This window comes from Pseudactinotalea sp. Z1732, from assembly GCF_049724975.1.
Taxonomy (GTDB): domain Bacteria; phylum Actinomycetota; class Actinomycetes; order Actinomycetales; family Beutenbergiaceae; genus CALKWS01.
On sequence record NZ_JBMPQC010000019.1, the window covers coordinates 1 to 20,674 of the forward strand.

Sequence of the window (20,674 nt, forward strand, 5' to 3'; positions counted from 1 at the left end):
CGGCTCGCTCGGTGTCCTGGCCTGGGTCGCCGTCATCTACGCACTCGTGTGGATCGCGAGCGTACCGGCATGAGCGCGGTGCAGCCCGACCTCTTCGGCGAATACGACCGCCGCGAGCAAGAACGCAAGACCCAACGACAGCCCGCCGAGTGCCCTTCGTGCGGGACGACCGAGCCCAACGGGTACCTGCTGAGCATCAACCACGGCTACGACCCCATCAGCCTGCGCATCGGCGGCTTCCCCCAGGGCGAGCACCCCATCTACGGCGACAAGTGCCTCGCCCAGACCCTCGTCACCAGCCACATCACCTACCAAGCACGCAACGGCGACACCCAAGCCCTAGCCCTCGCCATGGACAGGGGCCGCGAACTTGGCCTCGACGTCGAGGCCATCAAGGAAGGAACAACGACGTGACCGCCCCCGACTTATTCACCGGCGACCGCACCACCGCCCGAGCCCAGGCCGAGGTGCAGACCATCCTCGACGCCGCCGAACTCGACCCCCTGGAAGTGCACATCAAAGGCCACCACGCCGACCCCGACCCCATCGCCACCGTCACCCTGCGCAGCGTGGCTGACCTGGAGGCATTTACCGCCCGCGACGGCAAGCCCACCATCACCCGCCGCCACGTCGCATGGGGCACCACGGGGCGCCACTGGGAGCACTCCGCCACGTATGACCGCCCTGGCCGCAAAATGCTCGCCCTCGCCCGCATCTTCGCCCACATGGACGAATGGACCGACCAGTGACCGGCGACCGCTTCAAAGACGGCTACGCATCCGCCGAGCGCCACTGGAAGGCCCGCTGGCACCAAGCCAACGACGACCTACAGAAGGCCATTAGCGAGATCGAGCGGCTCCGTACCAACCTCTGGGCGCTCCAAGAGCAGGATGAGCGCGCCGAGACTTGGCGGGAGAAGGCCAACCGGTACCACGCCCGCCTCACCGCCGTTGAAGCCGAACATAAGTCGCTGGTTGACTCACTGCGGGCCGACGTCGCACAGATCATTGCCGAGGCGTCCGACGAGCCGTACCGGGAGCCGGACCACCTGGAGGATCTGCTCGGCATCGACCCCAACGACACAGCCGACCGGCTCGCCGCGCGAGGCGTGGAGTACCGGCACCAGCGCGACGCCCTCGCCGCCCGCCTCACCGCCGTCGAAGCCTTCCTCGATGAGACCGACCGCCGCCGGTCGGAGGAGTGGGGCCTGCCCCTGCGCGGCAACACGAAGGTCCTCACCGGCGAAGTCCGTGCCGTCCTCTCGGCGGCCCCCACCGACACCACCAAGGAGAACTGACCAATGACCGCTGAGACCACCGAGCGGTGGGCCGACTGGTGCACGAGTGGCGACGGGTTCGCCATGTCGGGCACCCGCATGAAGGAGCACTCCCGGGAGTCCATGGGCGACCGCTGGTGCTTCCACCACCGCCGCCGTCACGAATTCTTCTGGGTCGTCATGGCCCCAGACGGCCTCTCCTACTACGGCCCGCACGTCGAAGTGCACGGAGAGACCAGGGACTGCACAGACCTGTTCCCCGGCTGGACGCGCACGTGGGAGGAGGACTGATGACCGCCGCTGACCGCCCGTCCGTCACCCCGCAAGTGGGGGACACCCTGACCACCGCCGAGCAGATCGACGCGCTACCGGTCGGAAGCGTTGTCCTGCACGACAGCGATGTGGACCCTCCCGGTATCGCGGTCATGCAGCGCAGCGTCCACACGGGTGCCTGGTACCTGCCCGCCGCGGTCCAGCGCGTAGAGCCGCTGCTGCCGGTCACGGTGCTGTACGTGCCCGGTGAGTCGTCCCGCCCGTCCGTCACCGACGACGCCCTCACCGAGTGTCCGTTCTGCGACCGCATCCAGCGAGGCGACCACCGCGACGACTGTGGCGCCCCCACTGTCGTCCACTTCGAGCCGCTCAATCCCGTCACGCCGGGCCACATGCTGTTCGTGCCACAGTGGCACACCAAGCACCCGGACGCTGACGCGGTTGCCGAAGCGATGCGTTCGGCAGTGCGGCACGCTGAGGATCGCGGCGAGGACTTCAACCTCATCACCTCGTCCGGCCCAGCCGCGACACAGACCGTCGAGCACGTCCACGTCCACTACGTGCCACGGCGCGCCGATGATGGGCTGCCACTGCCGTGGACGCCCCAACAGGCCGCTGCCCGCGCCGAGGCGACCACCGCGACCGACGAGGACGCGCTGGCCCTCGCCGCGCTCGCCCGGCTCCACCACGGCGGGGGGCAGGCATGAAACACCACGACCGCATACACCACAAAACCACCGTCATCATCCGCCACACCGGCCAAGTCGGCACCGTCGAAGCCGTGCAGAACTCGCCCTACGTGCGGCTGCTGAAAGTCGCCGGGCAGTGGTACCGGCCCTCACAACTCATCCGCGCAGACGACCCCGAATGGAGGCGGCAATGACATCCCGAGTCACGCTCTACCGACGACCAGACGGCGATCTGGTGGCCTACCACTACAGCACCGGCGCCCAGGTCGTAGACCACGAAAACGCCGCCAAGATCGCCACCGACATAGCCGAAATCGCCACCGGCAAACAATGGGCCTGGCTGCAACTCGGCGACCAAAACGACCGCGCCGCGTTCTACCTCAACCGCCTTGTCACAGCGCTCGCCACGCCGGCCCCGCCGAGGGCGAAGGCGGTGGCGTAAATGGCCCTCCAGTGGGCGCGGCTCGACACCAATATCGCCTCTCACGACAAGATCCTCGACCTGCTGGGGTATGAGGACGGGCGCGCTATCGCCTTCTCCTACATTTGCTGCATCGCCTACAGCGTCGGCAATGGCACGGACGGGCACATTCCGTTCGCTGCACTGCCGTTCGTCCACGCGAGTAAGCGGGATATGGAAACAATGGTGGACGCGGGATTAGTGGACCCTAACCCGAAAGGGTGGACGGTGCGCAATTTCGCAGACCGGCAACAAGTGTCAGCAGTGGCCACGCAGATTCATCAAGACAAAAAGCGGGCTAGCGCAAAAGGGAATTGCGTAAGGCACCACGGAGCGGACTGTGGATGCTGGAAAGCGAGGATCGCGTGACCCTCCCGACCGCCTCCCAGACTCTCCCACAATCCTCCCAGAACGCTCCCAGGCGCCTCCCGCAACCCTCCCAAACCAGGCTCCCACACCGGCTCCCACAATCCGCGCCATTGCAACGGTTCTCCCAGGTGGGACTCCCAGGTGCGACTCCTACGTACGTACGGACGGACGGACTAACGAAGAGGTGGGAGACATGGGTAGATCATCTTGCCTTACGTAACGCGCAGGAGAACAACAATTCCCAGATAATGAGGTTTAGACAATGCCCAAAGAATCCCGATGCGGCGTTTACGGACACGAATACGCAAGCGCCAGAACATGCCCTAACTGTCGCGCCGAATATCTCGCCACTCGAGCATGGCCACCCGGCACCACCCACCAAGACGCACCACGCGGACTACCCGCCGACTACACCGACGCACCCACCAGAGCCGCAGGAGACCACCATGACTGACCTGTACCCGCCGACTGGCCAGACCCCGCCGCTGGATTGGATCACAGCCTGCGAGGACGACACTTGGAGCGCCTACCAGGGTGCGCTGGCCGACCGCGACCGTGCCCGCAACATCGCCGTGGCGCTGGAGCAGGAGAGCGCCGAACTGCGGGCCGAGCGATTGCGGTTCGCAGCCGACTACGCCGAGCTGCGAGCCGAGACCGAGACCGTCCACCGCGTTATCGAGCAGGTGGGGCTGATGGTCGAGAACTGGGACTACCGCTACGTCCGTGAGGAACTGCAAGCCATCCTCGACGGCGCCACGTTCGAGGAGGTGCGCAATGGCTGACCACTGCAACCTCTGCCCATTCCACGGCTGTGACGGCTGCCAGCACCAAGGAGGTGTCCACAGTGAGACTGCTAGCGATTGATCCCGGCAATACCGAATCCGGATGGGTCGTCATCGACACCACCACCCGCCGGCCCTTGGAATTCGACAAGAGCACCAACCCCGACCTCCTGGCCGAGATCGGCCTCGGGGCACTCAACTTCGACCAAGCCGTCATCGAGATGGTCGCCTCTTACGGCATGGCCGTCGGCGCAGACGTTTTCGAGACCTGCGTGTGGATCGGCCGCTTCCACCAGATGATCCGCCAATGGGACGTTCACGCCGCCCTCATCAAGCGCCACCCGGTCAAACTCCACCACTGCCACACCGCCCGCGCCAAAGACTCCAACATCCGCCAAGCCCTCGTCGACAGATTCGCCCCAGGCGCCCCCAACCACGGCAAAGGCACCAAGACAGACCCGGGATGGTTCCACGGCTTCCGCGCCGACATCTGGCAGGCATACGCCCTAGCCGTCTACGCCGCCGACACCCTCGAACAGGAGCCAGCAGCATGACCCGCCCGTCAGCCTCCCAACCCAGACAGCACCGACGCGACCGGGCACACCTGCACCACCCAGACCTCATGCAACCACCCGCCCAGGCGGCACCCCATGCGTGAGGACCGCCAATGCACCGCGAAGACACGAACCGGGCAACGGTGCCGCAGCGCGGCGATCCTGGGCGCCACGACCTGCCGCATGCACGGCGGGTCCGCACCCCAGGTGAAGGCGGCAGCCGCCCGTAGGCGCCAGCAGGAGGCCGCCGCCCGGGCGGTGGCGTTGTTCGGCGCCCCCCGCGACGTGGACCCCGCCCAGGCGCTCCTGGACCTGGTGCACTGGACCGCCGGTGAAGTCGAGTATTGGCGTGAGCAGGTCCGTGCCCTGGCCGTCGAGGATCCCAGCAGCCTGACGTGGGGCATCACCCGGGAGAAGTCCGGCGGTGATGATTACGGCACCACCGCCGAGGCGAAGCCGAACGTGGCATACGTGATGCTCTACGCGGCGCAGGACCGTCTCGCGCAGTACGCCACGGCGGCGTTGAAGGCGGGTGTGGCCGAACGGCAAGTCAGGTTGGCTGAGACCCAAGGGGCCCTCGTTGCCGGGGCTGTCCGGGCGATCCTCGAAGCCCTGGGCCTGTCGGCGGAGCAGTGGGCCTTGGTGCCGCAGGTCGTGCCCGAACAGTTGCGGTTGCTGGCGGGGGGTGAGGGCCAGTGAGCACGCAGCGCAAGTGGCAGATTCGACGCTTCGTCGCGGCCGCACGGTTCGGGGGGAATTCGTGCTGGGTCACCATGAGCCCGCCAGTGCGGATCGCACCGAACCCGCACCCGGAGCGGATGTTGAAGCCTCACCGCACCTGGCAGGACGCCATGGCCTACGTCAGGAAGCAACTCCGGGCCGAAATGCAACGCCAAGCCCGTGCCGCCGCGCACTTCACCGCCCACCCGGACGGCACCCTCACCTGCCGCCACGGCCACGTCGTGCCTGACGGCGACCTCGTCCAGCACCTACACCAGGAGTACCAGTGACTGATCAACCCCCAACTCTCGCCCAGTTCTTCGCCACAGCCCCTACCGTCCCCGAACTCGACCCCGCCGCCGAACGGATCGCAGACGCCGCCGGCCTGCCCCCCACCGTCTACCACGTCGTGAGAACACGGCCCGCCCGCCCCACTGGCTACATCTCCACCTCCGTCTTCGGCGAGGGCGACTCTCATTCTGTAGCCGGGTGGGAGGCCGAGTACGCCGTCGTCGTGCCTGGCCCCATCTTCACCAACCCCCAGGAGGACCGTTGAACACCCACCACCGCCACTTCTGGCTACAAGCCAACGATGACGTCTGGCACTGCACCGAATGCGAAGAGACCACACCCACCTGTGTCATCACCGACCACCCCAAAAAAGGCGCACACCCCACCGGGGACGCCAACCTCATCTGCCCACCGTGCCTACGCCACGAACACCGCGTACTGGACGACATCGCCGACGCCCTCGGCCACTGGCAACACCAACCCCGCTCCCTCGTCCCCGCCATCCGGTACGACCGGGACCGCACCGAAGGCGCCGGCGACGGCCCAAAGGACGGCATCACCCACCCCGCCGACGTCCTCGAAGCGCTGTGGGAGTGGGCCGGCTCCTGGGCGCAGCGCACCGGTGGCACCGCCAACGCGGCCGTCCTGGACCACCTCAAAGCGCGCACCCTGTGGGCCGCGCACAACCCCCAGGCCGCGCAGTGGGCCGCCTACCGGCCCGCCATGCGCCAACTCAGGCACGCCGCCAGGAGGATCGCCCACCTGCTCCCGCAGCGCCAGAACGGGCCCTGCGTGCATTGCGGCGCCACCGTGGTCCGGGACTGGGCCGACCGGGACTTCCAACCCCTGCCCACCGGCCTGTCGGACATGCACCGGTGCACTGGGTGCGGCATCACCTGGGGTGACCGGTCGTGGTGGATGACCGTCAACCGCACCACCCTCCAAGCCCTCCCGGAGGTCAAGCCCGAGCAGTACGTCACCCTCGAGGACGCCTGGCTCATCTTCCCCGACGTCCCCAAACCAACGTGGCGCAAGTGGAAGGAGCGCGGCCACATGATCGAACGACGGCGGGACGAGCGGGGCAGGTCGATGTACCACGTCGGGGACCTCGCAGCCCTGGCTACCCGCCGCGTTAGCGACACACGCAATGTGCGGGAGGTGGGGTGAGTGTGGCTGGTGTGGTATATGCTTCGTAGTGTCACGCTTTCTGCATACGGGCGTGCCCGGACGCGAGAGGATCGCGACATGAGCGACCACGACGAGGGTGTTCACGAGTGTACGCTCGGTGGCGTGATGGCCGGCCAGATGGTCGACGACGTCGTCTATTGCGGCCACGGCGTAGCGATCGGCACGAAGGAGGGCATCACGGTCCGCCAGGAGTGAGGTGGAGAGGATGACCACCACCGCGCCCACCGATTGGGCCGAGTACGCCGCCCGCCAGTTCGAACCCCCACCCCCACCGCGCTGGCCCACCCCCGGCGCCCTCGCCAAACACCTCGACCCCACCACCGTCGCGACCCCCGCCCTCGACCTCATCGACTCCGCCCTCGTCGACCTTTTCAACACCCCCGACGGGCGCCTCGCCCTGTCCATGCCACCCCAGGAAGGCAAGTCCCAACGCGCCTCCCGCCGCTTCCCCCTGTGGGCACTGACCCGCAACCCTGACCTGCGTGTCGCCATCGCCTCCTACGAACACGGCGTCGCCCGCAGGTGGGGGCGCACCATCCGTGACGACATCACCACCCACGGCCCCGACCTCGGCCTCAAGGTGCGCGACGACCTCGCCGCCCAACACGAATGGCAACTCGCCGGCCACGAAGGCGGCGTGTACGCCGTCGGCATCGGCGGCGCACTCACCGGCCGCGCCGTGGACCTCCTCATCGTGGACGACCCGATCAAGGACCGCGCCCAAGCCGACTCCCCCACGTACCGGGAACGCGCGTGGGACTGGTGGACCGAAGTCGGCGCCACCCGCCTAGCCCCCGGCGCACCCGTCGTGGTCATCGCCACCAGGTGGCACCACGACGACCTCATCGGCCGTCTCCTGGCCGCGCAGGACGGGCACCTGTGGCAGGTCCTGAACATCCCCGCCCAGGCCGACACCGACAATGACCCGCTAGGCCGCCAGCCCGGCGAGTACATGCACTCCGCCCGGGGTAGGACGGCCGAGCAGTGGGACGCGATCAAAACCCGATCAGGGTCCCGAACCTGGGCAGCCCTGTACCAAGGCCGGCCATCCCCTGACGAGGGTGGACTGTTCGACCGCACCGCCTGGGCAAGGTACGACGTCCCCATGTGGCTCGAGCAACCCAACGGCACGCGCCTAGTCCCGAACATCGACCTCGACACCGAACTCATCCAGTCGTGGGACCTGGCGTTCAAGGACACCAAAACCTCCGACTACGTCGTCGGCCAGATCTGGTTACGGCGCGGCGCGAACGTCTACCTCCTCGACCAGACCCGCGGCCGGTTCGGCTTCACCGAGACCTCCCAGCGCATGCGTGAGATGTCCGCCAGGTGGCCCCAAGCCGTCGCTAAATACGTCGAGGACAAGGCCAACGGGCCCGCTGTCATGGACGCCCTGGCCGGCACCCTGCACGGTCTGATCCCCATCAACCCCGAAGGCGGCAAAGTCGCCCGCGCCCAAGCAGTGTCCCCGCTGGTGGAGGCCGGGAACGTGCACCTGCCCTCCCCCGAACTCGCCCCTTGGGTTGGTGACCTGATCGAGGAAGCCGCCCAGTTCCCCCACGGCACTCACGACGACATGGTCGATTCCCTGACCCAGGCGCTCAACCAACTGCTCATCAAGATTGACCACAACAGTCGCGCCACGACCGGTATCACCACACTCCACTAAGCACCCGAAGGGCGGTGACACCGTTGCCGATCGCCGACGTCATCACCGCCATCAAAGACCACACCAAACGGGCCCCCGGATACTCCACGTACGTCGACTACGACGAAGGCCGCCACCGCTACCCCTTCGCCAGCCCGGCGTTCAAGAAGGACTACCTGTGGGTCCTGGAACACGCCCGGGAGAACATGTGCCCAGCGGTGATCCACTCCTTCACCGACCTCATCCGCATCGACGCGTGGGCCGGCACGAACGTGGTCCAGGCCGCGAAAGTCGACGAGGCCGTGCAGGTGCGGCGGGCAATCAACCTCGCCGCCCGCGAAGCCCACCGGTCCGGTGACGGGTACATCCTGGCCTGGCCCGACAAACGGGGCGTGTGGCGGCCCTGGTACCACCAGGCCACCCAAGTCGCCTACAAGGCCGCCGAGGACGACCCGGACGAGTTCGAGTGGGTCGCGAAGATCTGGGTCACCCCCGACCATCACGGCCGCGTCAACGTCTACTACAACGCGACCGTGGAGCGTTGGGTCACCCAAGCCAAAGTCCGCCACGACGACAACACCGCGCCGCAGTGGTCCACCAACGAAAACGCGTGGGGGCCCTACCGGAGCAACGTCGACGGCGGCCCGGTGCTGGAACACGACCGCGGCCGGGTGCCGTGGGTGCACCTGGCGAACAGCCCCACCACCCAAGGCGGGCACGGCCGGTCGGTGCTACACGACGTGATCCCACTGCAGGACGGGCTCAACAAGTCCGTGGCTGACCTGATCGTGGGTGGTGAATCGTTCGCGCGGCCGCTGCGGGCCCTGATGAACTACCAGCAGGAAGTCACGATCAACCCCCGGACGGGCACACCGGAAGAGACCCGCCTCGAGTACGACCCGACGAAACAAACCGTCCTCGGGATCCGCGGCCCCGGCCCACTCACCCAGTTGGACCCACCGGACGCCACCAAGTTGATCGCCGTCCAGGAGGCGTTCGTCACCAAGATCGGCCGCGTCGCCGGCATCCCACCCACCGACATCATGCCCGAGGTCGGCAACGTCCCCAGTGGTGCCGCGTTGCGGCTGTTGTCGAACCGTCGCACCAACGCCGTCAGGGACTTCCACGACGACAACACCCACGCCATCACCGACCTCATGGGCCTCCTTGGTGTGCCGGACGTGTACCCCGAGTGGGCCGACCCCGCCCCCATGGACGACACCGAACGACTCGAAGCGGCCCAACAGCGCGTGGACCTGGGTTACCCCCTTGAAGAGGTCTTGCCGGCGTTGGGTGAGGACCCCGACGACATCAAACGCATCCTGGGCAAGATCGCCGAACAGGAGGCCAGCATCGGTAGGGCCGCGGTGGAAGCGTTCCGGCAGGGCCGCGACCCCGCCGCCACCGTCCGCGGCGACGATCCGGACGAGGTTAGGAAGCGGTTGGACGCGTTCGGTATCGGCCGGCGCGCCGGAGTGGACCCGAAGGACGCGGCGCGTATCGCTGGCCTGCCGGCGGGCATCAAGGTGTCCGGTCAGCCGATCACGTTGCGTGATGAGACCGACCGTGGCGATTAACGCCCGCACCCTGCGCGTCGAGCGTGAACTCAACGCGTTTCTGCAGACCGTGGAAGACCAGGCGGTCAGGGACATCGTCGAGTCCTGGTCCAACGCCTGGGACGCCGTCGCCGCCGAGGTTGACGCCGCGACCCTGGAACTCACCCAGGCCGCACAAGGTGGCCGCGTGACCCGCACCCAGGTCCTCCGCTCCCACCGCGCCCAAGCCGCCCTGGCCGTGATGGGTGAAGCGTTGGAGGACTTGGCCGCCCGGACCGGATTCACCGTCACCAGCCGTCTGGCCCAAGTGGTGGAGGCCGCGACTGTGGCTGAGGTGGACATGATCGCCACCCAACTCACCGGGACCCGTCGCACCGAACTACGGGCCGCCCTGGTCCGCGCAGACGCCTCCCAGATCGCGGCCATGGTTGAACGCGCCACCGGTCAGATCACCTCCACCGCCTTGCCCCTGGGCCCGGAAGCCACCGCCGCCGTCCGCCGCGAACTCCTGCGTGGGATCACCGTGGGTGAGAACCCGAGGCAAGCGGCACGGCGGATGTTGCGCGGCGTGGAAGACCAGTTCCTTGGCGGCGCGAACCGGGCTCTCGTGATAGCACGGACAGAGTTGCTCGACGCCGCTAGGGCGGCCCAGCGGTGGGCCGACGAGGCTAACGCGGAGGTGTTGGCCGGTTGGACGTGGACGGCGCACCTGGACCCCCTGACGTGCCGATCCTGCATCGCCAACCACGGCACCCTGCACCCGATCGAGGAACCGGGGCCGATCGACCACCAACAAGGCCGCTGCGCCCGCGTCCCCAAGACGAAGACGTGGGCCGAACTCGGCTTCGAAGGCATCCCCGACCCACCCGACACCACCCCGGACGCCGAAGCGTGGTTCGCGGGCCTGTCTGAGTCCCAGCAGCGCGACATCCTCGGCGACAACGGATACGCCGCCTGGCAGGCCGGGGACTACCCCATGGACGCATGGACTAGGCGCCGCACCACTGACGGATGGCGAGACAGCATGGTCCCCACCCGGCCACCGGCCGCGGCTTAACCGTCCAAGCCGGGCGATGTTTCCCGCCGTCCGGTCCAACCGGGTGCACGGTACGTCACCGCCCCGCAGTAGGCGCATTCATGGGTCATCCCAGACCCCGCCCGGCTGATCTGTAACCCGACCAGCACGAACCGGTGCCCCGGACACTCACCGGGCACACCGCGGCCGTCGTTGGCGTCGTCGTCACCCATGACTGGCCATTTTAGACCACCCGCCAGCCGCGAGGGCTGGTGGGCCAACCCCAGGAGGAAGCCGAGATGGCCGACACCCCGACCCCGACCGACACCAACACCGACCCTGCACCCGGCGGGGCAACCCCCACCAGCCAGGGCACGTTCGTCCAACCCAGCGCACAGCCCGCCCCAGCCAAACCTGAGGCGCCCAAGCCAACCCCGCCGCCCACCAAGCCCGAGTCTGACCCGAAGCCTGCCGACGACAACGGCAAGGACGACAAGGGTAAAGGCTCCAAGGATGCGGTACTGGCGGACCTCGCTCGCGAACGTGACGAACGTCAACAGGCTCAGTCCCAACTCACCGCCGTCCTGGAAGCCCTTGGGATCAACAAGAACGCCGACGCCGACCCCGAGCAACTGGCCGCCGACTTGACCGCACAGCGCGCCGAGAACGCCGTCCTGCGTCACGGCGTAGGCATCGCTGACACCGAGGCACTACTTGACTCTCGACGCTTCACCGACTCCCTGACCAACATCGACGTGACCGACGCCGCGGCCGTGAAGGCACACATCGAGGCGTTCGTGACCGAACACCCCCGCTACGCCACCCAGGCGCAGCAGGGCACCCCCGGCGTGCGAGACGCCGCCGCAAGCACACCGCCAGCCAGCACCGAGAAGGACTGGCTACGCGCCGCCATTGGGCGGTAACAACTCGCACCCCAAGCCACATGGGCATGGGGGCACACCCCCTCATCCCGTAGTGAAAGGAACCACCATGCCCACCTACAACAGCGTCATCAGCCGGTCCGACACCGGCGGGGCACTCATCCCCGAACCGGTCGCCAACGAGATCATCCAGGAAACCCCGAAGTCCTCGGTGATCCTGGAGCGCGCCCAGCGCGTGCCGATGTCCTCCAAGACCCTCAAGCAGCCCGTACTGACCTCCCTGCCGGAGGCGTACTGGGTCAACGGTGACACCGGTTTGAAGCAGACCACCAAGTCCGACTGGGACAACGTGGTCATGACCGCCGAAGAGGTCGCCGCCCTCGTGCCGATCCCCGACGCGGTCGTGGACGACACCAACGTGCCCCTGTGGGATCAGGTGCGCCCGCTGCTGGTGGAGGCCATCGGCAAACTGGTGGACCTCGCCGCCGTGTGGGGGCTCGGTAAGCCGACCTCCTGGCCCACTGCCATCGTCCCCGGCGCGATCGCTGCCGGAAACACCGTGGAGGCTGGCACCGGCGCCGACTACGGCGTGGACGTGGCAGCCCTGGCAGGTCAGGTGGCCGAGGACGGGTTCGCCGTCAACGGGTTCGCCTCCCGCCCGGGCTTGCAGTGGCGCCTGGTGGGGCTGCGCTCCGAACAGGGCGTGCCGATCTACACCCCGTCACTGTCCGCCGGCGCCCCGTCCGGGCTGTACGGCTACCCCCTCAATGAGGTAGTCAACGGGTCCTGGCAGGGCGAGGTCGCCGACCTGATCGCCGCGGACTGGTCGAAGTTCGCGGTCGGTATCCGCCAGGACATCACGTTCAAGATGCTCGACCAGGCCGTCATCACCGATGACGACGGGCGGGTCATCTTCAACGCCCCGCAGCAGGACTCGCAGATCATGCGCGTGGTGATGCGGGTCGGTTTCCAGATCGCCAACCCCCTTACCCGGATCGGTGACGGCAACCGCTACCCGGCGGGTGTGCTCACCCCGGCCACGACCACCCCGGAGGGCTGACCCATGGCCGAGCAGAAGAAGGTCACGCTCAAGCGCGGCAAGGAGACCCTCGAGGTCACCACGCCCACCTACGGCGGCATCACCGCTCTCGAGTCGCTCGGCTGGAAGGTCGAGTCCGGCTCGAAGCCGGGCAAGCCCCGCCGCAAGGCGAAGGCCGAGACGTCGTTTGACGAGGAGGCGGCCCGCGAGGAGATCGCGGCGAGCCTGCGTGCCGAACTCGAGGAGCAGATCCGCGCCGAACTCAAGGCCGAGGCCGAGAAGGCTGAGGACGGCAAGGGCAACACGACCGAGGGCGACAAGAAGCCCGCGGGCAAGAAGTAGCACCGGGAAGGGGTGGTGGTCATGGACCGCACAGAAGCACTCACGTGGCTGGAAACGACCGTCAAGGCCACCACCCCGCCCGAACTCACCGAGCCCGAACTGGACGGCTTTCTGGACGTCTCGCGCATCGTGGACGCCGACGGGCGGGCACCAGTCGATGAGGACTACGAAGAGACGTTCGACCTCAACCACGCCGCCGCGCTGGCATTCGAGGCCAAGGCTGTGGCATCAATGGCCTCCGACACCGGCGGTATCGAATCCTTCACCAGTGAGGGGTCGGCTTTCCGTCGGCGGGCTGGGACCGGGTACGCCGGTTTCATGGCCCTGGCTGATCGGTACAGGGCCAAGTCCGCACAGAATGGCGGCATCACCGTGATCGAAATGAACCCACTGTCGCCGTTGGCGAACCCACGGTCGGCGTTTGATGGTGTGACCACGAATGCTGACTGACACCGACCTGGCCGGCATGCGGGAGTTGGCTGCCGAGTCGTACACCGCCACCATCACCGTCAGGGACGATGAGGGCGGCGGTTGGGACCCCGGCACCGGCCCCGGCACCCCAGGCGACGGGCCGCCGCTGTACGGGCCGGATAAGCCGGCGCGGGTGCAGGCTGTCCGCAACAGCGCCCAACCCCGCGAGGCCGCGGGCCAGGCGGTCACGGTCCGCCCGTACAAGATCGCGCTGCCCCACGACGCCCCCGACCTGCCCGTTGGCGCCCGGGTCACCGTCACCGCACACCCGACCGACCCCCACGTCGTCGGCAAGGCCCTGACCGTGACCGGCACCGCGTACGGCGACCTCGGCATCGAACGTGTCCTGTACGCCGACCTCGACCTGTCCAACCAGTAGAGAGCGGGGTGGGGGCTGTGGCTGACTTCGACTTCTCCGAGTTCCAGGCCCTCGCCGCCGACCTCCGCGCCGCCGGCTCACGTGCCGAGCCCCTCGCCCGGGCCGCCGTGGCCGCCACCGCGACCATGCTGCAGGCCCAGGCCCAGGGCGCCGCACCGGTGGATACCGGGTTCCTCCGCTCGTCCATCAGCACCACCAACCGTGGCCTGGAGGCTGAGGTCGGCCCCACCGCCCACTACGGCATCTACCAAGAGATGGGCACGAGCCGCATGGGCCCGCAACCGTACTTGTTCCCCGCCCTCGACCGGGTCACCCCCATGTTCGAGGCGGCGATGGCCCAAGTCATCGAACGGTCCCTCCCATGACCCCCGCAGGCCTGCACACCACCACCCTGGATCGCCTCCGAGGCTTGTCGACGGTGAACGTGTACGACTCCACCGTCCCGGGCAGCCCCCCGGCCGATACCGACGGGCGGGTGTTCCCCTACGCCGTGCTGTGGCCCGTCCCCGGCAACACCCCCGACGCTGCGAGGAACCTCGAGGCGGACCCCCAGGGCGGGCTCACCTGGGACGCGAGGGTGACCGTCGCCTCCGGTGACCCCACCTGGACGTTGCAGGCGATCCAACTTGTCCGGGGCCGCCTCGAAGGGTGGCGTGTCCTTCCCGGCAGCGTGCTGGGCGAGGTTGACACCGGCGGCGTCACCGTCCAGGCCGACACCGACACCACCCCCACCAGGTGGTTCGTGCCGTTGCAGTTCCGCACCCACACCTGAACACACAGAACCTCCCGCCCCAGGCGGGCAGGAAACCACCCACCCCGATCCATGGAGGAATCATGGCGAAAATGGTCCCCGCCTGGGACAAACGCACCGGGCAGCCCTTGCCCAACAAGGTGCCGAAGAAGTGGCTCGACAACAACGTCTTCCCCAACCTCACCGGCACCCAACAGGGCGCCACCAACGCCACCCGCACCGGTGGGAAGGCTGACACCAAGGAGGCCCGGTCATGACCGCCGTCCGCTCACTGTACGAAGGCAACATCCGCCTCGAAGCACTCTCCACCGCCCCCGCCGACATCGACGCCATCACCGTCACCGAACTGGGCGACGGTGTGCGGGTGTCCCGCGCCATCATGCGCAATGCGTACCGGCTGTCCCCGACCGGGTCGGACACGATCGACGAACCGGGCCTGGAAGACACCGGTAACACCGGCTCCTACGGCGCCTCCAACTACGAGGTGATGCTGCCGCTGTTCCGGTACTTCGACGACACCGGCCAGTCCCACCCTGAGCAGGATGTGGCCTACAACGTGTTCACCGGCAAGGGCGTCGTCCTGCACCTGGTGGAGCGCATCGGCCCCCCGGCGTCGAAGGAGTGGGAGGCGGGTGACCCGTACAACTACTACCCCGTTGTGCTGGACGACCCGCAGCAGCCCACCGACCTGACCGGTTACCAGAAGGTGCAGCAGCCCGCGAGGGTGACCGGGCAAGTGTCGTTGCGCGCCGAGGTGACCGCCGGCGCCTAAGCGCCGGATGAACGCCCAGGTGGGGCAGGTGGTCAGGTCCCTGCCCCACCAGGGTCACCGCCCTTCACGACCTGACAATCGACCCGCAGAGGCGGCAAGAAATAATGAGCAAAACTATCCACGGCATCCCTGAATACCTCGAACGCGACCAATGGGTCCAGATGATCCGCGAGTACGGGTTCGAACCCAACAACGTCGTCGAACTCCGGTTCGCACCCAATGGCGTGCACGCGCTGATATTCGACCTAGACGAAAACGGTGCCCGCTACCTGACCGGTGGCAACGACGTCGAGTATGCCAAGCACCGCGTATTCATCCCAGTCCGCGAGCACGCGGACGACGAGGCCACCACCACCATCAAGAAGATCGAGACCTGACGATTGGACCTGACATGAACACCGAACACATCGACGACGCACCCCCGGCGGACACCCCCACCCCGCCCGAAGCCCCGGACCTGCCGCCCCCCGCAGACTTCGACCTTGGCGCCTGGTTTAGTGGTGTCCGCCCCACCGAGCGGTCCATCAACATCACCCAACGCGGCGACCTGCTCGCTGACATCGAAGCCACCGAACGCCAGTTACAGTTGGCTGAGGCTGATGACGCCGCCGAGTACGGCATCGAAGACACCGGCACCAACAGCAAGGAAGCCCTCAACGCCCGCCTGGACGACCTGTACCGCGCCTACCTGGACTCCACCGTCACCTTCCGCGTCCAAGGCCGCTCCGTGGACTGGCTCACCACCGTGGAGAAGGACATCAAGAACGGGCCCGAGACCCGGGGCATGTCCAAGGACGACAAGACCGCCGAGGTCACCCGCCACCAGTTGGCGCGGTCGATCGTGCAACCCGAGGGTGTCACCGTCGAACACCTGGCCATGCTCGAGGAAGCCAGTGGTGCCCAGTACCGGGCGTTGGTGGGCAAGTTCTTCGAAGCGTGCTCCCAGGCGCCCGTGGTGTCGGCCCCTACCTCGCCCTCGTCCTCCGCCAACCGGCGTGGGCGGGGGCGCTAACCAGTCTGCGCACTGCTGACCGGCTCCGCCTACCTGTCACCTACTGGTGGGGCCGGTCGCAGGACGGCACTTGGACCCACACCGACCTCATCGCCGCCCAAGCCCTCACCATCCTTGAAGACTCCAAGTGCTCGTGCGGGTGTGGCGGGTGGGTCGATGAGTGCCTGGACCGTGACCTGCAGGACGTGTGGGAGCCGCGGGTTGGTCACGCGTGGCGGCAGGCCGCGCTCGACCAGGGCAAGAAAGACCACGAGGCCGAGTTGAAGGAGCCGGGGGCGTTCCTGTACCTGCACGACCCCCGCACCGAACCCGACCAGGGGCCGGAAAGTTAGGCCTTCTCGAAGACCAGGGTGGCCCGCTGCCATGCGGACCTGTCTGTCGCCACCGTCTGGGCCAGCCGGTACCCGTTTCGGTGAGCGGCCGCGGTCAGATCTGCCACTGACGGCTTGCGGATGTCGTGCTCGTACACAACCTGATCGGCCCCGTCGAACAGCGCGTCAAGGCGCTCTGGTGCGGACTCCGCGCCTTTCTGATCCGAGGTCTTCACCGCGTACCACACCGCTAGGCCGAGCCCGACGGCGAGGCCTATCAGTCCACAAATGAACAGAAATCCCAGGAAGCCCACGTGACCACGCCCCTTTCTTGGGTGAACCAGGGCCCCTGATCGTATCCCGCCTCATCCACACACGACCTGCGAACGGAGGTGGACCTGTGGAGCGATCAGTACGGGCGATCTTGCGCGCCGATATCGGGCAGTACGAGTCGGCCATGGGCCGGGCCGCGCAGGCCACCGAGAGTGTGGGCACCGCCGCGCAGAAAGCCTCCCAGCAGACCCAGCAGTCTACGCAGCAGCAGACCACCGCCGCCCGTTCGTTCTCCCAGCGGCTGAACGAGCACGCTCGCACCAACGAGCAGGCGTGGACCAGCGTGGGCACGGCCCTGCTTGGTGTGGGTGCCGCCGGCGCGGGGATGCTCGCGGTCATCGGCAAGACCGGCATCTCCTATAACAGTCTCCGGCAGGTCGCCACCCAGGGCCTGACCGCCATCACCGGCAGCACTGAGGAAGCCGCTGCGCAGATGGCGCGGTTGGACGAGTACGGGCAAACCAGTTGGTTGATGCGCGACACGTTGGTCGAGGCGCAACGCCGCATGACCGGGTTCGGTATCGAAACCTCCCGCGTCGTCCCGTACATCGACGCACTCGCCGAGGGTGTGGCCGCCGCCGGCGGCAGTAACCAGGACTTCCTGGAACTGGCCGAAATCATGGGCCAGATCCAGTCCCAGGGCCGTATCACCGCCGAGGAACTCCGCCGCTTCGGTGTGCGTGGTATCGATGCCGCGCAGATGATCGGCGACGCCATGGGCATGACCGGCGGTGAAATCCGCGAACAAATCACCTCCGGTGCGCTCGATGCCGAAACGGCCCTGGATGCCCTCGCTCAGGGCATGATGACCAACTTCGAAGGCAGCAGCGACCTGGTGCGCGACACGTTCCGTGGCGCCGTCGATGACGTCCTGGCCGCGTTCCGGGACCTGTCCGCCAACGCCATGTCCCTGTTCGTGGACCCCGAAGGCGGCGGCCTATTCGTCGGGCTGATGAACAGCGTCTCTGACTTCCTGTTCACGCTCCGCGACCTCCCCACCCCGGTGTTGACCGCCGGCGCCGTCATCCTCGGACTGGGTACCGCCGCGACCATCGCCGCCGGAGGCTTCCTCACCCTGTACCCCCGCGTCCTGCGCCTGTGGAACAACCTCGGCGCACTCGGTCAGGTCGGTCAGACCGCGCAGGGCGCCATCCGCGGGGTGGGCCGGGCGCTTCCCCGCCTCATGGTCGGAGCCGCCGTCCTCGGCGGACTCTCCATGCTGGTCGGGAAACTAGCCGAGATCTCCACCAGCGGCAGCCCCGCAGCCTCCAGCGTGGACGAGGTCCGCCTGGCATTGGTACGCATGCAGCAGGTCGGCGACCTGGACGACATGTTCGCCTTCGGCGGCGCCGTCCAGGACCTCGACTCCGCACTCGTCGTCCTCACCAGCAACGACGTGAACTCCTGGATGGAGCGCCTCGGATCCGGTCTTGCCGATGTGATCCCAGGGTTCCAGAACGTGCACAACCCCGTCCGTGAGGCCCGCGCACAGTTCGAGGCCACCGGTGACGCCCTTGCCGCACTGGTGGACGGCGGAAACGCCGAGTTGGCCGCGGCCCAGTTCGAGTTGATCGCCGCCGCCGCTGAGGCACAGGGCGTCTCGACCGAAGAATTGATGGCCCTGATGCCCGGGTACGCTGACGCGTTGGCCCGGGTGGCAGCAGAGTCTGAACTCGCCGCCGATGGCACCGGTGAACTCGCCGGCGGCCTGGAGGAGATTGACCCTGCCGCGTTGGCCGCTGCTGAGGCGATCGAGGCCCTGACTGACTCCCTCGCCGACGCCTCCACTGGGTTTGTGGACGCGCTGGGTGCGTGGGATGCGGTGATCGACAAGAACCGCGAACTCGCGCAGTCCGCCGCCGAAGAGTCCGGCAAGGCGTCTGCGTCGTGGGAGGACTACTACGACGGCCACACGGTGGCCATCGCCGACTACCTGGACGAGTTGCAGGCCCAGGTCGACGCCCAGCGCGAGTGGGAAGCGAACATGACCGTCCTGGCTGGGCGCGTCTCGGCTGGCACCCTGGACGAACTGGCGAAACTTGGCCCCGAAGGCGCGCCGCTTGTCGCTGCTCTGGTGGATGCTTCCGATGAGGAACTGTCCCGGTTCGAGGAACTAATGGCAGCCGGGTCCGCCGACGCCGGCACCGCGTTCGCGGCCTCCCTGATCGAGTCCATCCCGCTAATCCGCGCCGCGATGGCCGGCATGGGGGACGAATCGATCGCGGAACTGGCCGAGCGGTTGCGGTCGGGTGAGACCACCATCCAGGAGGAGATCGACGCCTGGACGTTCGGGCCACCCGCACCAATCGAAGTCGACGTCGACACCACCCCGGCGCGCAGCGGCTTTGAGACCGTGGTGGACGACTTCTCGGGCACCACCACCGACACCGGGTTGGACATCGACCCTTCGCGCGCGAACCTGCGATACAACATCCTCACCGGCCAGTGGGAACAAGACGTCACCGACACCCCCCTGGACATCGACCCGTCCCGGGCGAACCTGCGTTACAACATCCTCACCGGCGAGTGGGAACAAGACGTCACCGACACCAACCTTGACGCCAACGACAGCCCCGCTCGCGGCACAGTGCGCGGATTCGGGTCGTGGGCGTCCACCTATCCGGTGAGCGTGAACGTGACCGCGAACGTGTCCGCCGCGCAGGCCCGCATCCGACAGTTGAATAACCAGCGGGTGCAGGTTGGTGCTGACCTTATGCGCGCTTCGGGCGGCCCGGTGTTCGGGCCTGGTTCGGAGACGTCGGACTCCATCGCCGCCCGCCTTAGCCACAACGAGCACGTGTGGTCCGCGGCGGAGGTTCGCGGCGCCGGTGGGCATGCGGCGATGGAGCAGATGCGGGCGTGGGCGCGTGGTGGCGGGGGTTTGCGGGCTGCGTTGGGTGGTGTTCGTGGGTTCGCTCAGGGTGGGACCCCTGCGTACCACGCCCGCCCGGCGGCCCCACAGGTGGTGCACGTGAGCGCGCCTACCGGCCAGCCACGGTCTATCAGTGGCCCGCTGGTGCACGTGGAGCGTCTCGGCGGCGCGGACTTGTCTCAGGTTGAGGCCGCGTTTAAGTGGCAGATGGTGGGTGCGTTGTGAGCCGTACGGTGATCCATTGGCGTGGCCTCAGCATCGGGGGTGGGGACGGCCCGGTGACGATCTATTCCCTGGACGGGTGGGAGGAGCGGCCCTCACCGAGGCAGCGCACCGATCCGCGCCCTGGGCATGGTGTGTTCGGGGGGCCGGTGTGGGCTGAGGCGCGGCATGTGTTGGTGCAGGGCACCGCGCACATCTCGACGGCCCGGGATGAGTTGTTGGCTCATCTTGACCGGAACATGGGTTTTGACGGGGAGCCGGAGGATTTGACGGTTGAGCATGCGGGTCGGACGTTGACGGCGAGGGCGCGGTTGTTGCGTTTCGCGGCGAATCCGGAGCGTGGCCGGTGGGCTGGGCTTGGGTCGGGGCATGGCGGGTTCCTGTGGGCTGCGCAGTGGTCGTGTGATGACCCGTTCCGGTATGGCGACGTTTCCGCCGCTTCCGCGTCTTTGCCGGTGCCCACGGGTG

The 20,674-nt window shown here is 67.6% G+C and carries 32 protein-coding genes; 31 read left to right on the forward strand and 1 reads right to left on the reverse strand.

The window, feature by feature from the left end; all coding sequences use genetic code 11:
* Positions 1–69: 69 nt before the first annotated feature.
* The 30 genes from ACPL7H_RS18165 to ACPL7H_RS18310 all read left to right on the forward strand — a co-directional run bounded on the left by ACPL7H_RS18165 (position 70) and on the right by ACPL7H_RS18310 (position 16,800).
* Positions 70–414, forward strand: coding sequence for a hypothetical protein (locus tag ACPL7H_RS18165; protein ID WP_424797746.1), 345 nt, complete (start codon positions 70–72; stop codon positions 412–414).
* Positions 411–749: a hypothetical protein gene (locus ACPL7H_RS18170; protein WP_424797747.1), complete on the forward strand. Its 339-nt coding sequence runs from the start codon at positions 411–413 to the stop codon at positions 747–749. Before ACPL7H_RS18165 ends, ACPL7H_RS18170 begins: the two co-directional genes overlap by 4 nt.
* Entirely contained in the window at positions 734–1,297 is a 564-nt protein-coding gene (locus tag ACPL7H_RS18175; RefSeq protein WP_424797748.1) for a hypothetical protein, read from the forward strand. The genes ACPL7H_RS18170 and ACPL7H_RS18175 overlap by 16 nt, the downstream gene beginning before the upstream one ends.
* Before the next feature lie 3 nt (positions 1,298–1,300).
* Positions 1,301–1,567 carry a hypothetical protein gene (locus ACPL7H_RS18180; RefSeq protein ID WP_424797749.1) on the forward strand — a complete coding sequence of 89 codons (267 nt, stop codon included), beginning with the start codon at positions 1,301–1,303 and terminating at the stop codon, positions 1,565–1,567.
* Positions 1,567–2,256 (forward strand): HIT family protein, encoded by a 690-nt coding sequence (locus ACPL7H_RS18185; RefSeq protein ID WP_424797750.1) that lies wholly within the window; start codon positions 1,567–1,569, stop codon positions 2,254–2,256. Before ACPL7H_RS18180 ends, ACPL7H_RS18185 begins: the two co-directional genes overlap by 1 nt.
* The gene (locus ACPL7H_RS18190; RefSeq protein ID WP_424797751.1) at positions 2,253–2,432 is read left to right on the forward strand and encodes a hypothetical protein; all 180 of its coding nucleotides are present in this window, start codon (positions 2,253–2,255) and stop codon (positions 2,430–2,432) included. Before ACPL7H_RS18185 ends, ACPL7H_RS18190 begins: the two co-directional genes overlap by 4 nt.
* Positions 2,429–2,680, forward strand: coding sequence for a hypothetical protein (locus ACPL7H_RS18195; RefSeq protein WP_424797752.1), 252 nt, complete (start codon positions 2,429–2,431; stop codon positions 2,678–2,680). Before ACPL7H_RS18190 ends, ACPL7H_RS18195 begins: the two co-directional genes overlap by 4 nt.
* Complete coding sequence (locus ACPL7H_RS18200) at positions 2,681–3,067, forward strand: hypothetical protein (protein ID WP_424797753.1); 387 nt, start codon at positions 2,681–2,683, stop codon at positions 3,065–3,067.
* Between the two features lie 446 nt (positions 3,068–3,513).
* Positions 3,514–3,849: a hypothetical protein gene (locus tag ACPL7H_RS18205; protein ID WP_424797754.1), complete on the forward strand. Its 336-nt coding sequence runs from the start codon at positions 3,514–3,516 to the stop codon at positions 3,847–3,849.
* 62 nt (positions 3,850–3,911) lie between these two features.
* Positions 3,912–4,403, forward strand: coding sequence for a hypothetical protein (locus ACPL7H_RS18210; protein WP_424798165.1), 492 nt, complete (start codon positions 3,912–3,914; stop codon positions 4,401–4,403).
* Positions 4,404–4,499: 96 nt separating this feature from the next.
* Positions 4,500–5,102: an HGGxSTG domain-containing protein gene (locus ACPL7H_RS18215; protein WP_424798166.1), complete on the forward strand. Its 603-nt coding sequence runs from the start codon at positions 4,500–4,502 to the stop codon at positions 5,100–5,102.
* 119 nt (positions 5,103–5,221) lie between these two features.
* Entirely contained in the window at positions 5,222–5,413 is a 192-nt protein-coding gene (locus tag ACPL7H_RS18220; RefSeq protein ID WP_424798167.1) for a hypothetical protein, read from the forward strand.
* Positions 5,410–5,679, forward strand: coding sequence for a hypothetical protein (locus tag ACPL7H_RS18225; RefSeq protein WP_424798168.1), 270 nt, complete (start codon positions 5,410–5,412; stop codon positions 5,677–5,679). Before ACPL7H_RS18220 ends, ACPL7H_RS18225 begins: the two co-directional genes overlap by 4 nt.
* Positions 5,676–6,581 carry a hypothetical protein gene (locus ACPL7H_RS18230; RefSeq protein WP_424798169.1) on the forward strand — a complete coding sequence of 302 codons (906 nt, stop codon included), beginning with the start codon at positions 5,676–5,678 and terminating at the stop codon, positions 6,579–6,581. Before ACPL7H_RS18225 ends, ACPL7H_RS18230 begins: the two co-directional genes overlap by 4 nt.
* A 78-nt stretch (positions 6,582–6,659) precedes the next feature.
* Positions 6,660–6,797, forward strand: a complete 138-nt coding sequence (locus tag ACPL7H_RS18235) for a hypothetical protein (RefSeq protein WP_424798170.1) — start codon at positions 6,660–6,662, stop codon at positions 6,795–6,797.
* A gap of 10 nt (positions 6,798–6,807) precedes the next feature.
* Positions 6,808–8,271: a phage terminase large subunit gene (gene terL, locus ACPL7H_RS18240; RefSeq protein WP_424798171.1), complete on the forward strand. Its 1,464-nt coding sequence runs from the start codon at positions 6,808–6,810 to the stop codon at positions 8,269–8,271.
* Positions 8,272–8,285: 14 nt separating this feature from the next.
* On the forward strand, positions 8,286–9,827 hold the full coding sequence (locus tag ACPL7H_RS18245) for a hypothetical protein (protein ID WP_424798172.1): 1,542 nt from the start codon (positions 8,286–8,288) through the stop codon (positions 9,825–9,827).
* Complete coding sequence (locus tag ACPL7H_RS18250) at positions 9,805–10,863, forward strand: phage minor head protein (protein ID WP_424798173.1); 1,059 nt, start codon at positions 9,805–9,807, stop codon at positions 10,861–10,863. The genes ACPL7H_RS18245 and ACPL7H_RS18250 overlap by 23 nt, the downstream gene beginning before the upstream one ends.
* 257 nt (positions 10,864–11,120) lie before the next feature.
* Complete coding sequence (locus tag ACPL7H_RS18255) at positions 11,121–11,744, forward strand: hypothetical protein (RefSeq protein ID WP_424798174.1); 624 nt, start codon at positions 11,121–11,123, stop codon at positions 11,742–11,744.
* Between the two features lie 67 nt (positions 11,745–11,811).
* The gene (locus ACPL7H_RS18260; protein ID WP_424798175.1) at positions 11,812–12,762 is read left to right on the forward strand and encodes a phage major capsid protein; all 951 of its coding nucleotides are present in this window, start codon (positions 11,812–11,814) and stop codon (positions 12,760–12,762) included.
* Positions 12,763–12,765: 3 nt separating this feature from the next.
* Positions 12,766–13,083 (forward strand): hypothetical protein, encoded by a 318-nt coding sequence (locus ACPL7H_RS18265; protein WP_424798176.1) that lies wholly within the window; start codon positions 12,766–12,768, stop codon positions 13,081–13,083.
* Positions 13,084–13,104: 21 nt separating this feature from the next.
* Positions 13,105–13,533, forward strand: a complete 429-nt coding sequence (locus ACPL7H_RS18270; RefSeq protein WP_424798177.1) for a hypothetical protein — start codon at positions 13,105–13,107, stop codon at positions 13,531–13,533.
* Positions 13,523–13,933 carry a DUF6093 family protein gene (locus ACPL7H_RS18275; protein WP_424798178.1) on the forward strand — a complete coding sequence of 137 codons (411 nt, stop codon included), beginning with the start codon at positions 13,523–13,525 and terminating at the stop codon, positions 13,931–13,933. The genes ACPL7H_RS18270 and ACPL7H_RS18275 overlap by 11 nt, the downstream gene beginning before the upstream one ends.
* Positions 13,934–13,950: 17 nt before the next feature.
* Positions 13,951–14,298 carry an HK97-gp10 family putative phage morphogenesis protein gene (locus tag ACPL7H_RS18280; RefSeq protein WP_424798179.1) on the forward strand — a complete coding sequence of 116 codons (348 nt, stop codon included), beginning with the start codon at positions 13,951–13,953 and terminating at the stop codon, positions 14,296–14,298.
* The gene (locus tag ACPL7H_RS18285) at positions 14,295–14,705 is read left to right on the forward strand and encodes a hypothetical protein (protein ID WP_424798180.1); all 411 of its coding nucleotides are present in this window, start codon (positions 14,295–14,297) and stop codon (positions 14,703–14,705) included. The genes ACPL7H_RS18280 and ACPL7H_RS18285 overlap by 4 nt, the downstream gene beginning before the upstream one ends.
* Positions 14,706–14,767: 62 nt before the next feature.
* Positions 14,768–14,941 carry a hypothetical protein gene (locus tag ACPL7H_RS18290; protein ID WP_424798181.1) on the forward strand — a complete coding sequence of 58 codons (174 nt, stop codon included), beginning with the start codon at positions 14,768–14,770 and terminating at the stop codon, positions 14,939–14,941.
* A complete protein-coding gene (locus tag ACPL7H_RS18295) occupies positions 14,938–15,456 on the forward strand; it encodes a hypothetical protein (protein ID WP_424798182.1) in 519 nt (172 codons plus the stop codon). The genes ACPL7H_RS18290 and ACPL7H_RS18295 overlap by 4 nt, the downstream gene beginning before the upstream one ends.
* Before the next feature lie 104 nt (positions 15,457–15,560).
* The gene (locus ACPL7H_RS18300; protein ID WP_424798183.1) at positions 15,561–15,833 is read left to right on the forward strand and encodes a hypothetical protein; all 273 of its coding nucleotides are present in this window, start codon (positions 15,561–15,563) and stop codon (positions 15,831–15,833) included.
* 14 nt (positions 15,834–15,847) lie between these two features.
* On the forward strand, positions 15,848–16,468 hold the full coding sequence (locus tag ACPL7H_RS18305) for a hypothetical protein (RefSeq protein WP_424798184.1): 621 nt from the start codon (positions 15,848–15,850) through the stop codon (positions 16,466–16,468).
* Between the two features lie 185 nt (positions 16,469–16,653).
* Positions 16,654–16,800, forward strand: a complete 147-nt coding sequence (locus ACPL7H_RS18310; RefSeq protein ID WP_424798185.1) for a hypothetical protein — start codon at positions 16,654–16,656, stop codon at positions 16,798–16,800.
* On the opposite strand, the gene ACPL7H_RS18315 is transcribed toward ACPL7H_RS18310, so the two are convergent.
* Positions 16,797–17,015, reverse strand: coding sequence for a hypothetical protein (locus ACPL7H_RS18315; RefSeq protein ID WP_424798186.1), 219 nt, complete (start codon positions 17,013–17,015; stop codon positions 16,797–16,799). The two genes, ACPL7H_RS18310 and ACPL7H_RS18315, sit on opposite strands and share 4 nt — an antisense overlap.
* Before the next feature lie 164 nt (positions 17,016–17,179).
* Here ACPL7H_RS18315 and ACPL7H_RS18320 point away from each other — a divergent pair, with 164 nt between their 5' ends.
* Positions 17,180–20,209, forward strand: coding sequence for a tape measure protein (locus ACPL7H_RS18320; RefSeq protein WP_424798187.1), 3,030 nt, complete (start codon positions 17,180–17,182; stop codon positions 20,207–20,209).
* The last annotated feature ends 465 nt before the right edge of the window (positions 20,210–20,674 follow it).

Excerpts from the sequence above, each read along its gene's own strand:
- ACPL7H_RS18165 (WP_424797746.1), top strand. The coding sequence starts at position 70 with ATGAGCGCGGTGCAGCCCGACCTCTTCGGCGAATACGACCGCCGCGAG.
- ACPL7H_RS18175 (WP_424797748.1), top strand. The coding sequence starts at position 734 with ATGGACCGACCAGTGACCGGCGACCGCTTCAAAGACGGCTACGCATCC.
- ACPL7H_RS18180 (WP_424797749.1), top strand. The coding sequence starts at position 1,301 with ATGACCGCTGAGACCACCGAGCGGTGGGCCGACTGGTGCACGAGTGGC.
- ACPL7H_RS18185 (WP_424797750.1), top strand. The coding sequence starts at position 1,567 with ATGACCGCCGCTGACCGCCCGTCCGTCACCCCGCAAGTGGGGGACACC.
- ACPL7H_RS18190 (WP_424797751.1), top strand. The coding sequence starts at position 2,253 with ATGAAACACCACGACCGCATACACCACAAAACCACCGTCATCATCCGC.
- ACPL7H_RS18195 (WP_424797752.1), top strand. The coding sequence starts at position 2,429 with ATGACATCCCGAGTCACGCTCTACCGACGACCAGACGGCGATCTGGTG.
- ACPL7H_RS18200 (WP_424797753.1), top strand. The coding sequence starts at position 2,681 with ATGGCCCTCCAGTGGGCGCGGCTCGACACCAATATCGCCTCTCACGAC.
- ACPL7H_RS18205 (WP_424797754.1), top strand. The coding sequence starts at position 3,514 with ATGACTGACCTGTACCCGCCGACTGGCCAGACCCCGCCGCTGGATTGG.
- ACPL7H_RS18215 (WP_424798166.1), top strand. The coding sequence starts at position 4,500 with ATGCGTGAGGACCGCCAATGCACCGCGAAGACACGAACCGGGCAACGG.
- ACPL7H_RS18220 (WP_424798167.1), top strand. The coding sequence starts at position 5,222 with ATGTTGAAGCCTCACCGCACCTGGCAGGACGCCATGGCCTACGTCAGG.
- ACPL7H_RS18235 (WP_424798170.1), top strand. The coding sequence starts at position 6,660 with ATGAGCGACCACGACGAGGGTGTTCACGAGTGTACGCTCGGTGGCGTG.
- terL (WP_424798171.1), top strand. The coding sequence starts at position 6,808 with ATGACCACCACCGCGCCCACCGATTGGGCCGAGTACGCCGCCCGCCAG.
- ACPL7H_RS18250 (WP_424798173.1), top strand. The coding sequence starts at position 9,805 with ATGAGACCGACCGTGGCGATTAACGCCCGCACCCTGCGCGTCGAGCGT.
- ACPL7H_RS18255 (WP_424798174.1), top strand. The coding sequence starts at position 11,121 with ATGGCCGACACCCCGACCCCGACCGACACCAACACCGACCCTGCACCC.
- ACPL7H_RS18260 (WP_424798175.1), top strand. The coding sequence starts at position 11,812 with ATGCCCACCTACAACAGCGTCATCAGCCGGTCCGACACCGGCGGGGCA.
- ACPL7H_RS18265 (WP_424798176.1), top strand. The coding sequence starts at position 12,766 with ATGGCCGAGCAGAAGAAGGTCACGCTCAAGCGCGGCAAGGAGACCCTC.
- ACPL7H_RS18270 (WP_424798177.1), top strand. The coding sequence starts at position 13,105 with ATGGACCGCACAGAAGCACTCACGTGGCTGGAAACGACCGTCAAGGCC.
- ACPL7H_RS18275 (WP_424798178.1), top strand. The coding sequence starts at position 13,523 with ATGCTGACTGACACCGACCTGGCCGGCATGCGGGAGTTGGCTGCCGAG.
- ACPL7H_RS18285 (WP_424798180.1), top strand. The coding sequence starts at position 14,295 with ATGACCCCCGCAGGCCTGCACACCACCACCCTGGATCGCCTCCGAGGC.
- ACPL7H_RS18290 (WP_424798181.1), top strand. The coding sequence starts at position 14,768 with ATGGCGAAAATGGTCCCCGCCTGGGACAAACGCACCGGGCAGCCCTTG.
- ACPL7H_RS18295 (WP_424798182.1), top strand. The coding sequence starts at position 14,938 with ATGACCGCCGTCCGCTCACTGTACGAAGGCAACATCCGCCTCGAAGCA.
- ACPL7H_RS18300 (WP_424798183.1), top strand. The coding sequence starts at position 15,561 with ATGAGCAAAACTATCCACGGCATCCCTGAATACCTCGAACGCGACCAA.
- ACPL7H_RS18305 (WP_424798184.1), top strand. The coding sequence starts at position 15,848 with ATGAACACCGAACACATCGACGACGCACCCCCGGCGGACACCCCCACC.